11 protein-coding genes and 1 pseudogene are annotated in these 11,048 nt (G+C 63.3%); 3 read left to right on the top strand and 9 right to left on the bottom strand.

Annotated elements, in window-relative coordinates; genetic code table 11:
* Positions 1 to 142 precede the first annotated feature (142 nt).
* A pseudogene (locus QSJ19_RS23535) lies at positions 143 to 542 on the bottom strand (M67 family metallopeptidase); the annotation flags it as partial.
* A gap of 164 nt (positions 543 to 706) precedes the next feature.
* Between QSJ19_RS23535 and tpx the strand changes: the two are divergent.
* Positions 707 to 1,207 carry a thiol peroxidase gene (gene tpx / locus QSJ19_RS23530; RefSeq protein ID WP_286323441.1) on the top strand — a complete coding sequence of 167 codons (501 nt, stop codon included), beginning with the start codon at positions 707 to 709 and terminating at the stop codon, positions 1,205 to 1,207.
* A gap of 36 nt (positions 1,208 to 1,243) precedes the next feature.
* Here tpx and QSJ19_RS23525 read toward each other — a convergent pair whose 3' ends face one another.
* The 3 genes from QSJ19_RS23525 to QSJ19_RS23515 are packed head-to-tail and all read right to left on the bottom strand — an operon-like array spanning position 1,244 to position 3,807.
* Positions 1,244 to 2,485, bottom strand: a complete 1,242-nt coding sequence (locus QSJ19_RS23525; protein WP_286323440.1) for an MFS transporter — start codon at positions 2,483 to 2,485, stop codon at positions 1,244 to 1,246.
* Entirely contained in the window at positions 2,482 to 3,120 is a 639-nt protein-coding gene (locus QSJ19_RS23520; protein ID WP_286323439.1) for a GntR family transcriptional regulator, read from the bottom strand. The genes QSJ19_RS23525 and QSJ19_RS23520 overlap by 4 nt, the downstream gene beginning before the upstream one ends.
* Before the next feature lie 39 nt (positions 3,121 to 3,159).
* On the bottom strand, positions 3,160 to 3,807 hold the full coding sequence (locus QSJ19_RS23515; RefSeq protein WP_286323438.1) for an L-lactate permease: 648 nt from the start codon (positions 3,805 to 3,807) through the stop codon (positions 3,160 to 3,162).
* A gap of 204 nt (positions 3,808 to 4,011) precedes the next feature.
* Between QSJ19_RS23515 and ilvC the strand changes: the two genes are divergently transcribed.
* Both ilvC and QSJ19_RS23505 read left to right on the top strand, forming a co-directional pair.
* A complete protein-coding gene (ilvC, locus tag QSJ19_RS23510; protein ID WP_286323444.1) occupies positions 4,012 to 5,031 on the top strand; it encodes a ketol-acid reductoisomerase in 1,020 nt (339 codons plus the stop codon).
* An 85-nt stretch (positions 5,032 to 5,116) separates the two neighbouring features.
* Positions 5,117 to 5,491: a hypothetical protein gene (locus QSJ19_RS23505; protein WP_286323437.1), complete on the top strand. Its 375-nt coding sequence runs from the start codon at positions 5,117 to 5,119 to the stop codon at positions 5,489 to 5,491.
* A 22-nt stretch (positions 5,492 to 5,513) separates the two neighbouring features.
* Here the strand turns inward: QSJ19_RS23505 and QSJ19_RS23500 are convergent, their stop codons facing one another.
* The 5 genes from QSJ19_RS23500 to QSJ19_RS23480 all read right to left on the bottom strand — a co-directional run bounded on the left by QSJ19_RS23500 (position 5,514) and on the right by QSJ19_RS23480 (position 11,012).
* Entirely contained in the window at positions 5,514 to 6,254 is a 741-nt protein-coding gene (locus tag QSJ19_RS23500; protein WP_286323436.1) for a FadR/GntR family transcriptional regulator, read from the bottom strand.
* 214 nt (positions 6,255 to 6,468) lie between these two features.
* Positions 6,469 to 8,187, bottom strand: a complete 1,719-nt coding sequence (locus QSJ19_RS23495) for a methylmalonyl-CoA mutase family protein (protein WP_286323435.1) — start codon at positions 8,185 to 8,187, stop codon at positions 6,469 to 6,471.
* A complete protein-coding gene (meaB, locus tag QSJ19_RS23490; RefSeq protein WP_286323434.1) occupies positions 8,180 to 9,175 on the bottom strand; it encodes a methylmalonyl Co-A mutase-associated GTPase MeaB in 996 nt (331 codons plus the stop codon). Before meaB ends, QSJ19_RS23495 begins: the two co-directional genes overlap by 8 nt.
* Positions 9,172 to 10,617 carry a phenylacetate--CoA ligase family protein gene (locus QSJ19_RS23485; protein WP_286323433.1) on the bottom strand — a complete coding sequence of 482 codons (1,446 nt, stop codon included), beginning with the start codon at positions 10,615 to 10,617 and terminating at the stop codon, positions 9,172 to 9,174. The genes meaB and QSJ19_RS23485 overlap by 4 nt, the downstream gene beginning before the upstream one ends.
* Positions 10,593 to 11,012, bottom strand: coding sequence for a cobalamin B12-binding domain-containing protein (locus QSJ19_RS23480; RefSeq protein ID WP_286323432.1), 420 nt, complete (start codon positions 11,010 to 11,012; stop codon positions 10,593 to 10,595). The genes QSJ19_RS23485 and QSJ19_RS23480 overlap by 25 nt, the downstream gene beginning before the upstream one ends.
* Positions 11,013 to 11,048: the final 36 nt, after the last annotated feature.

Here is an 11,048-nt window from a genome sequence, read left to right as displayed (position 1 = left end):
TGCCTGGCGTTGATGGCGACGACGATCGTTTCGGCGACGTCGTCGAGCGGGGCGCGGGCGGTGAGGGGTGACCGTCGACATCGACGATGACGGTGTGGACTCGGCGCAGCGACGAGAATCGGATCAGGAGGTCCAACTCAGGCCTGATCTCGATGGGTTCTTCGGTCACGACGCCATCGACGATGCGATAGCTGCGGATCTCGGCGTCGTCGGCGTCACGGATGGACACCAGGACGTAGTGGGCGTTCGGTTCGCTCGCGTAGGAGACGTCGGTACGGCTCGGATAGGCGTCGGTCGCGGTGTGCGAGTGGTAGATCACCACCGGCTCCTCGTCGACGCGGTCCATCTCCCGCCACACCTCGAGCTGCTCGGCCGAGTCGAACCGGTAGAAGGTGGGCGAACGCTCCGCGTTGATCATCGGGATGAAGCGCTCTGGGACATCGGAACCCTCCGCTCCCGCGATGATCCCGCAGGCCTCGTCGGGATGGTCGGCGCGTGCGTGCGCCACCATCGTCCACCAACTCCCCGCCGATCATCAGCACTCGTGGACCTCTGCCCTTACTGTCGTCCACGCGCCAAGGCGCGCCAGTCAACGGTCATCGTGATCGACGACGTCGCTGTCCACCACGCTGTTCCCATGTGGTCCGGGGCAGCGTGTGGACTCGGTGGCTCGACGCGCCGGCCCCCGGTTGGCACACTGGTTTCCATGTCAAGGATCACTTTGGGCGGCAATCCGATCAATACCGTCGGCGAACTCCCCACTATCGGCTCACCCGCTCCGGAGTTCACGCTGACCGGCGGCGACCTGTCGTCGATCTCGAGTAGCAGCTTCGGGTCGCACCGGTTGGTCCTGAACATCTTCCCGTCCATCGACACCCCGGTGTGCGCCTCGAGTGTGCGAACGTTCAATGAACGGGCCGGCGAGTCCGGTGCGACCGTCGTGTGTGTGTCGAACGACCTTCCGTTCGCCCAGCAGCGCTTCTGCGGCGCTGAAGGCATCGACAACGTCACCGCGGCGTCGGCGTTCCGCGACACATTCGGGTCCGACTATGGCGTCACCATCATGGACGGACCGATGGCCGGTTTATTGGCGCGCGCCATCGTCGTGATCACCGACGGAATCGTCACCTACACCGAGTTGGTCCCTGAGATCAGCCAGGAGCCGGACTACGACGCCGCTCTTCGTTCGGTTCCCCAACCGAAGTAGCGTCCGGGAGTTGGCGTACCGCGCCGACAGTCGGATTCAGTCGTGCGACGGTAGGTGTTTACGGGAAGCGCTCAGCACGACTGCGAGCGACACCATCAGCAAGGTCGCGAGTATCAGCAACAATTCGATTGTGGTGAAGGGTGGCGTCAGAGCCGCCAGGATGGTCGGCGCGGCGAATCCGGTGTAGGCCACCGCATAGAACACCCCGGTCAGCTTCGCGAGTTCGTGTGGCGGCGCGATCCGCTGTACCTCCATGAGCCCGGAGACCAGCCCGATGCCGAAGCCGGAACCGAGCACCACACTGGCGGCCGCGCCGACCAGCAGATTCTCCGTGGAGACCGCGAGAATCATGACCGCAAGCCCGGCGACCAGGGTCAGCAGCGCCACGACGAGGCCGCGCGCACTCGAATGCGAATCGATCCTGCGGGCCACCGGCTGGATGAGAGCACCTGAACCCAACGCGATCACACTGAGCAGCGTCGCGTACGCCAGACCCATCCCGCCCGCGGCGTCGGCCAGGAGCACCGGCTGATATCCGTAGGAAAGACCGCAGGCGATGAACAACCATGGCCCACAGATCATCACCACGCGAACGAAGCGTCGATGCCGCACGGACGTGACTCGCAGACGGGTCAGCATAGGGGCCGGCGGCCCGGCGGTGACCGTCTCGGGCGGTCGCCGGAGCATCCACAGGAACGGAACGGAGACCGTGATGTGGATCAGGAACGGCAGGATCTGTGGGTAGGGGCCCCACTGCGCGATGCAGCCGGCGATCAGTGCGCCGAGGGCGGAACCCAGTGTGAAGGCCAACGAGGCACGTCTCGCGCCCGCACCGGCATCCGCGCGGGCGTCGTGCGGCGCCACCGACAGTTCCTTGAGCCAGCTCGTCCCGACCGTCATGGCCGTGCCCACCGACATACCCGCGAACAATCGCCCGAGAATGATTGGGATCTGCCCGAATTCGTCGAAGGCCAGCAAGAGGCTGCCCAACAGACCGAAAGCCACACCGGCGATCATCAATGGTCGCCGGCCCTGGTGATCGGAGACCGCGCCCGCGATGACCAATGCCGGTGCCAGGCCCGCTACATACACACCGAGAAACAGGGTGACCGTGGCCGACGAGTAATGTTCGACATCGCGATACATCAGCAGCAGCGGGCTGAACTGGTTGCCCGACCATGCGCAGACGAACAGCGCGCCGAACACCATGAGCCAGGGACGCGTCGGCTGCCCACCCGAGGCGCCTATTGATCCCGAGATGTGTTCACGCACTGTCATATCGCACCGCGATACCGGTCGAAATGCGCCGCGAGGAGGTCGCAGTATCGCGACAGATCGCCGTCGAACAACACCTGGGCCAGCTGCGTGTGATCATCATACGCGGCCGACAGTTTGTCTGGGTTGACGGACAGCAGGACATTACGCAGTCGCTGCTGGCGGCCTCGGAGCTGTTCGTAGAAGTGCACAGCAATGGGGTTTCCGGAGGCCGCCACCATGTGCGCATGGAACTCGTCGTCAGCGACCACGAACCCGACCATGTCGGAGTGCGCCACACAACGCCCCTGTCGAGCGAGATTGTCGCGGATGGCCACACGCGCGGACTCGCTCGGCCCTCCGGCGGCGCACACCTGAGCGGCCGCCGCACCTTCCACCCCCTGGCGCATGGCCAACACATTCGAGGCTTCCGCTGGATCGACCGGGGTCACCACCGCTCCCCGACGCGGGATCAAGGTGAGCAGTTGCTCGGCGCCGAGCCTCAGGAAGGCCTCGTGAGTGGGAGTCCGGCTGATGCCGAGCTCATGGGCGATCTCGACCTCACTGAGCAGCTCACCCCCGCACAACTCACCTGCCACGATCCGGTCGCGGACCGTCGAGTAGGCCTGGTCGACGGCATTCAGCGTTTGCTTAGCCACACAAAGCACCGTAGCACGCGCTTGCATGCAAGCATGCATTCAACCCGATCCGGACGATCCGGCGATCTCGACCTCACGGCCCGACTCGACATGTCGCGTCGGCCTGCCGGTCATCTGACTCAGATCACGCAGCGGAAGGTCGGTGACCGCCGACAGCGTGATGATCGGCAGAGCGACAGCCCCATACGCGACCGGGGCGGTGTTGGCAACCAGTGCGGCAGTCGCCGCCTTCAGCGGCTTCAATCCAATGGAGACGAGCAGCACCGCACAGATCGCGACCGGGGCGCCGAAGCCCGCCAGGGCCTCGAGAACTGCACCAAAACAGAACGCGATGATCAGGCCCTGAATTCGACGATCGTTGCTCACCGCGACGAACGATCGTTGAATGATGTCGAATGCGCCCGACTTCACGGTCATGTTGTGAATCCACAACGCATTGACAACGACCCACATCGCCGGAAAGACGCCGAACGCGGCGCCCACGAGTGCCGACAGTCCCGCTTGGTCGGCGGGCATCTGATACGCGAAGATCGCGACACCCAGAGCGAGCGCGAGGCCCACCAGTGATGCAATCCAGGCTTTGACCTTCAACCCGCCGAGCAGGATGAAGAGGACCACCAGAGGCAACGCGGCCACGAGCGCCGATAGACCGAGATTTCCCAGGGGTGACACATCTTGCTGATACATGAAAGCTCCCTCGAACCAGTGACGCCTATGGTCCTACCACTACTGTGGTTCGCAGCACAAGCAAAACTCGAAAGTTGCGTACCCCACTCACCCGGGGGCACAAGGCTTGCGCCACTTGCACCCGCAGTCGTATGGTCGAACCACAGGACGCTCGAGCCGACCGGCAGCGTCGCACACCGGCGATGAGGAGTTCATGTGGCCGAGATGTTCTACGATGACGACGCCGACCTCACGTTGATCCAGGCCAGGCGAGTGGCAGTGATCGGCTACGGAAGTCAAGGTCACGCTCACGCTCTGTCGTTGCGCGACAGCGGAGTCGAGGTTTGCGTCGGCCTGCAACCGGATTCAACGAGCCGAGCGAAGGCCGCGGATCAAGGTCTGCAGGTTGCGACGCCGGCGCAAGCAGCGCGAGACTCCGACGTGATCATGATGCTGGTACCCGATCAGCATCAGCGAACGTTGTATCGCGAAGAGATCGAGCCCGAGCTCACGCCCGGCAAGGCACTGGCCTTCAGCCACGGGTTCAATATCCGCTTCGGCTATATCACCCCGCCCGACGGTGTAGATGTGTTCATGGTTGCCCCAAAAGGACCGGGCCACCTCGTTCGGCGCGAGTATGTCAACGGCCGAGGGGTACCTGTCCTTGTTGCCGTCGATGCCGACCACTCAGGTCAAGCGATGGACCTTGCGTTGGCGTATGCCAAAGGAATTGGTGGCCTCCGTGCCGGAGCGATCAAGACCACCTTCGCCGAGGAGACCGAAACAGACCTGTTCGGTGAACAATCGGTACTGTGCGGGGCCACATCTCAGTTGGTGACCTATGGCTTCGAGACCCTGGTCGAGGCCGGCTACCAGCCAGAGATCGCCTATTTCGAATGCCTGCATGAATTGAAACTCATCGTCGACCTCATGTACGAGGGCGGGATCTCCAAGCAGCGCTGGTCGTGCTCGGACACGTGCGAGTTCGGCGACTATGTCTCGGGACCGCGGATCATCACCCCCGACGTCAAAGAGCACATGAAAGCCGTATTGGAGGATGTCGTAAACGGCTCGTTCGCACAACGATTCATCGAAGACCAGGACCACGGTGCGCCCGAATTCCGCGTTCTCCGCGAGCACGGTGAAAAGCATCAGATCGAGGCGGTGGGACGCGATCTACGCGCCCTGATGGGCTGGATCAAGACCGATGACACCGATTATCAGGGTTCGGCTCGCCGTGCATGACTCCATTGTCTCTCTGCCGGCCCGAGCAGAGCGGGACCACTCGTCGTCGAAACCCAGATCACACCCGTTGCGATGGAAGTTGATCGTGGCCGCTGACGGTCCGTGGAGCGGGGAGCTCTATCACACCCGGCCAGGACACGGACGTCACGGCTTTGACGATCTACAGAGCTTCTGTGAGGCTTTCCTCGGCGCCACCGGCTGGCAGATCGAGGTGTCACCGCCGAGCGGTCCCGACCGCAACTCCGGCACCGACAAGCAAGCAGCGGCCTGCCAGCGGTCCTTTCAGCGGACCCGTTGCAGCACAGACATTCCGACGCGGTCCAAATTCATCATCGCTGCCGACGAGCAGTGGCGGGGCGAGATCTACCGAACCCGCCCCGGACTTCCACACCTCGGGTTCGAGTCCTTCGAACAGTTCGTGCTCGCTGTGGTGCGCGTCTCCGGGTGGCAGTTGCACTGAGTACCACACCTCACGCACCCAGTCACTCGCCCTCATCAGAAATCGTGAAGCCGACCGCCTCGTAAAAGCCGCAAATGTGACGGCCGACCGCGTTGGCGGCCTTGGTACCGGCGCCGGAGCTGATCGCGTCCACGATCTTCGAGTGCTCGTTCGTCAACTTTCGCATGGCGGCCTGCGGGTCGGTCAACTGCTCGAATGCAGTAACCATGGTGTCGCGCAATGCCTGCCGCATCGCTGCCATGAGAACAGCAACCAGGTCATTCCCGGAGATCGTGGCGATCTGTATGTGGAAGGCCGCGTCGAGATCGTTGAACGTCGCCACCGAGTCGACTCCGCGCATCCGCTCGACCAGCGCCCGCAGTTCGTCTATGTCCTCACTGGTCGCCGCCCTGGCGGCTTTCCGCGACGCCAGCCGTTCGATGGACAGCCGCACCTCGAGCAGGTCATCACGCTCGAAAGAGGCCACCTGCATGTGAATCCGCAGCACCATCGCCAGCCCGGAAAAACTGTCGCGCACGATCGTCGAACCCGCGGTCGGTCCTGATCCGGTGCCGGCCTCGACCACGCCGATGGCCTCGAGAATTCGCAGCGCTTCGCGAACGGCGCCTCGACTGACACCGAGGGCCTCGGCCAGCTGCCGCTCCGGCGGCAGACGATCACCCGCGGCCAGGGCTCCAGTGCTCAATCGGTGCTCGATCTCGGCGATGACCTGTTCGTGAGTACGCAAACGCTGCAGTGGTTGCCAACGGACTTCCTGTGTCACGGTCCAACGCTCCCCTCACCCCGACCGGGCCTGCCCGACCGCCTCGTTGTGGCAATCACCCGTCACCGGATCGAATCGACGCCGTCATGATACCGACCAATGCGTCGTACTACCGTGCTGTGGTCGGTATGACCCGCATCGCGGACCTTCGGTTCCGCGACCGCAGAACGAACGCAGCGACGATCAATCGCCACGTGATTCCCCGCGCTCTGGGTCAGAACACCGGGGTCTCCTGGTAGGTGCCGAACACCTCACCCAACGCACCGGTGATCTCACCCATCGACAGATGCGCCCGAACCGCCTCGATCGTGGCCGGCATGAGGTTTGCACTGTCGTCGCGAGCAACCGCGATCAGGTTGCTCAGCGCAGCGTCGGCACGCTGCTGGTCACGGTCACCACGTACCCGCTTGAGTCGGCTGATCTGACGAGCCTCGGATTCCGGATCGAGCTTGTGCACCTCGATCTTCTGGTCCTCTTCGGCGTCGATGTACTTGTTGACACCGATCACGGGCCGGTCGCCGGTGGCCTTGCGCTTGGCGTAGTCGTACGCAGTGTCAGAGATCTCCTTCTGGAAGAAGCCCTGCTCGATGGCGGCCTCGACGCCACCCATGGCCTCGACCTTCTTGATGTAGTCGTCGATGCCCTGCTCGATCTCGTCGGTGAGGGCCTCGACGAGGTACGAACCACCAAGCGGATCGATGACGTTGGGCACGTTGGTCTCGTCGGCGATGATCTGCTGGGTCCGCAGTGCCAGCTTCATGGCCATCTCGCTGGGGATGGTGTAAGCCTCGTCGAGGCCGTTGGTGTGCAGCGACTGAGCACCGCCCATCACTGCCGACAGCGCCTGGAGTGCGGTACGGATGATGTTCACCATCGGCTGTGGTTTGGTCAATGTCGCCGCAGCGGTCTGGGCGTGGAAACGCAACCGCATCGAGTTGGCCTTCTTCGCTCCGAACTGCTCCTTCATCATCTTCGCGTAGTACCGGCGGACTGCCCGGAACTTCGCGACCTCCTCGAAGAGGTCGGCCTGCGAGACGAAGAAGAAGGACAGCCGCGAGGCGAAGGTGTCGACATCGACACCGGCCTTGACCACATCTTCGACGTATGCCTTGGTGATCGCCATCGTGAATGCGACCTCCTGCACTGCGTTGCCGCCGGCCTCACTGATGTGGTACCCGCTGATGTTGACGGGGTTGTAACGGGCCATGTTGTCGGCGCAATAGGCGATGCAGTCCCGCACGATGCGCATACTCGGACGAACCGGAAAGATCCATTCCTTCTGTGCCACATATTCTTTGAGAATGTCGTTCTGAATCGTGCCGGACAGTTTGTTCAGGTCGTAGCCACGGTCTTCGGCCACCGCGATGTACATGGCGAGCAGAATCCAGGCCGACGGGTTGATCGTCATCGAGACCGAGATCTCTTCGAGGTTGATCGCGTCGAACAGCGCTGCCATGTCCGGCAGGACATCAACCGCCACACCCTCGCGGCCGACTTCACCGAGGCTCATCGGATGGTCGCTGTCGAGGCCCATCAAGGTCGGCATGTCGAAGTCGACCGACAGGCCGGTTTGGCCTTGTTCGATGAGGTACTGGAAGCGCTTGTTGGTTTCCTCAGCCTGACCGAATCCGGCGATCTGGCGCATGGTCCACACCCGTCCGCGATACATCGTGGGGTACGGACCGCGCGTGTAGGGGTATCGGCCCGGCAGACCGATCTCGTCCCAGCTCTCCGGGAGGTCCTGCGGGCCGTACACGCGCTTGACCTCAGCACCGCTACCGGTCAGGTACTTGTCCTTCGACTCTGGAGCACGCGCGAGGAACTCGGCGAGCTCACGCCCCTCCCAGTCATCGAGATCGGCGCTGGCGCGCTTCACCAGAGCGTCGGTCGCGAGGCGCATCTCGTCGGGCGTGACGTGATCATTCTCAGGCATCGGTCTTCTCTTTCTGATCAGTGTGCGGTCGGGTCATAGCTCTCAAGAGGTGGTCGGCTGCGGTGCGGGGATCGATCTCCCGCGCGATGAGTGAGTTCACCGCGGAATCGAAGCCGGCATCGCCGGCTCGCAGCTGTTCGGAGATGAGAACCTCTGCTGCCCAGCGGATCCGGGTCGCCGCATTTCGGCGCTCGACTTCGCGCAGCCCGCCGTGGTCCTTCATCCACCTCTGGTGTTTCTCAGACTTGTCGAGCAATTCGGCGACACCCTCACCCGTGGCGGCAACGCATTTCACGATCGGGACGTTCCAGCTTCCCGCCTCCCGGTGCGCCAGTCGCAGCGACTCGCGGAGCTGCTTGTAGGTCAGGTCGGCGCCCGGCCGGTCGGCCTTGTTCACCACGTGGATGTCAGCGATCTCGATGAGCCCTGCCTTGATCGCCTGGATGTCGTCACCCAGACCCGGAACGCTGACGACGAGCACGGTGTGGGCCACCGACATCACGTCCATCTCGGCCTGCCCGACACCCACGGTCTCGAGGATGATGACATCGAAACCTGCCGCATCGAGCAGACTGATTCCGTCGAGTACCGCACGAGACAACCCGCCGGTCGCCCCGCGTGAAGCCATCGACCTGATGTAGATTTCGCGATCCTCGGCCAATTCGGTCATCCGGATGCGGTCCCCCAGGATCGCGCCACCGGAGTATGCACTGGACGGATCGACCGCGATGATCGCCACCTTCGACCCGCGCGCTGTGCACCCTTTGGCCATCCGCGTGACCAGCGTGCTCTTGCCGCTGCCTGCCGGCCCGGTGACGCCGAGGACATGTGCATGTCCGCTGTGCTTCCAGAGGTCGGCCAGCAACTCCGACGCGGCGGCGGATCGACGCTCCACCACGGTGAGCCCGCGTGCGATCGCCGGCTGAGATCCAGCACGGATCTTCTCGGCCAACTCCGTCATGGGTCGGTTCGCCACTGCCTGGGTCATGACAGCACCTTCCTCTCGATCGACTCGAAGAGCTTCCGGTCGTCGATCACGCGTCGCGCCTTGAAGTCGGTGCGATCGAACGTGTTCGGGGCGACCACCACCACCGTGGCGCCGACGCCGAGAACAGTGCGCAGGTCGGAGCCCAGCTTTTGGATCCATGCGGCATCGGTGATGCCAGCCTTCGTCGGATCGAACTCCACCTGGACCACGAGCTCGTCCATCGCACTCTCACGAGTGATGACGATCCGATGCTCCCCGCCGTACCCCGGTGCAGCCATGATGACTTCGTCGATCGCGCTGGGATGCACGTTCTCGCCGCGAATCTGGAACATCTCGTCGATCCGCCCGTAGATTCCGTTCGGCAGGAACGGATACGTGCGTCCGCGTGCGATGTCGGGCGCCTCCCAGCGTGTGAGGTCGTTGGACAGCAGGCGGATCATGGGCTGCGCGGTTCGCTCCAACGTCGTGTACACCGGCGTACCCTCCGCGCCGAAGGGAACGCGCTTCATCGTCTCGGGATCGCAGACTTCCGCGTATACGAGGTCCTGCCAACAAAAGACACCGGGACCGTTGTGCGAGGAACCGAGATGCATCCACGGTGCCACCTCGGCCATGCTGCCCGAGTCATAGACCTCGACGTCGAAGGCATCAATGATGCGTTGCCGGATCGCCGGTACGCTCGCGCCGGGCTCGCCGGAGAAGAACATCTTGTGCAGACCCAGCTTGCGAGGATCGATGTCGTTCTCGTACGCGACCTCGGCCAGTCGCAGCGCATATGACGGGGTCCCGTAGAAGATCGTCGCCTTCATCTGCTTCATCCACTGAAGGGTGCGCAGGCTTCCACCTTGGGTGCCGGCACCGAACGGGAACACCGTCGCCCCGAGCCGTTCTGCGCCTATGTAGGCACCCCACGACCCCCAGTACAGAGCCAACGGTGAGCCGATCAGGACCACGTCATCGGGACGGATTCCCATCCCCCACATGACCCTGGCGTGAGCATTGGCAATGGATGTCCAGTCGCGCTGGTTGATACCGAAGGCCGTCGGCCGTCCAGTGGTACCCGATGTGCCGTTGATGTGCGCGACCTCGCCTGGATCGATGCACAAGTAGCTACCGTAGGGCTCGTTCGCAGCTTGGTCAGAACGGAGGTCGTCCTTGCGGATCACGGGTACCGATTCGAATGCCTCCAGCGAGGTGATGTCGCCGGGTTCGATCCCGACCTCGGACCACTTCCGTCGGTAGAACGGCGACCGTTCCCACGCATACCCCATCAACTGTTGGATACGCCGCAGGATCTGCCCGTCGCGCAACTCCGGGTCCATGGTCTCCCGCTCGGGAAACCAATGCTCTTGTCCAGACGGTGGACGATAGTCCGGATCGTACTTCGGGGGCCATGTCCACTCTTCCATCTCCGGCATCAGGAAGCCATCTCCGGTGCGCACTCCTTGATCGTCTCGACGATCTTCTCCGGCGTGGTGTCTTGCCCGAGAACCGCTGCCACACCCATCTTCTGGAGCTCGAGCTCATCCTCGTCCGGCATCACGCCGCCGGCCACGATCGCGAATCGCGGACGATCCTCCATGGCGCCGAGGATCTCGAAGATCTTGGTGAAGATGGGCATGTGAGCGCCGGACAACAGACTCACACCGAGGACATCCACGTCCTCCTGCGTGGCCGCTTCGACCACTTGCTCGGGGCTGCGGTGCAGACCCGTGTAGATGACCTCCATGCCGGCGTCGCGCAGTGTCCGCGCCACCACTTTGACGCCGCGGTCGTGCCCATCCAACCCGATCTTGGCAAGCATGATGCGAATCGGGACGGCTGACTGATCACTCACGGGAATCCTCCTATATGGAACTACCAAAGCTGTGGT

The organism is Gordonia sp. ABSL11-1 (assembly GCF_030315685.1).
Classification (GTDB): Bacteria; Actinomycetota; Actinomycetes; order Mycobacteriales; family Mycobacteriaceae; genus Gordonia.
The sequence above is the reverse complement of the archived record's forward strand: the minus strand, read 5'-3'. Positions and strand labels throughout refer to the sequence as shown.

Excerpts from the sequence above, each read along its gene's own strand:
- tpx (WP_286323441.1), top strand. The coding sequence starts at position 707 with ATGTCAAGGATCACTTTGGGCGGCAATCCGATCAATACCGTCGGCGAA.
- meaB (WP_286323434.1), bottom strand. The coding sequence starts at position 9,175 with ATGACCCAGGCAGTGGCGAACCGACCCATGACGGAGTTGGCCGAGAAG.
- QSJ19_RS23495 (WP_286323435.1), bottom strand. The coding sequence starts at position 8,187 with ATGCCTGAGAATGATCACGTCACGCCCGACGAGATGCGCCTCGCGACC.
- QSJ19_RS23525 (WP_286323440.1), bottom strand. The coding sequence starts at position 2,485 with ATGACAGTGCGTGAACACATCTCGGGATCAATAGGCGCCTCGGGTGGG.
- QSJ19_RS23515 (WP_286323438.1), bottom strand. The coding sequence starts at position 3,807 with ATGTATCAGCAAGATGTGTCACCCCTGGGAAATCTCGGTCTATCGGCG.
- ilvC (WP_286323444.1), top strand. The coding sequence starts at position 4,012 with ATGTTCTACGATGACGACGCCGACCTCACGTTGATCCAGGCCAGGCGA.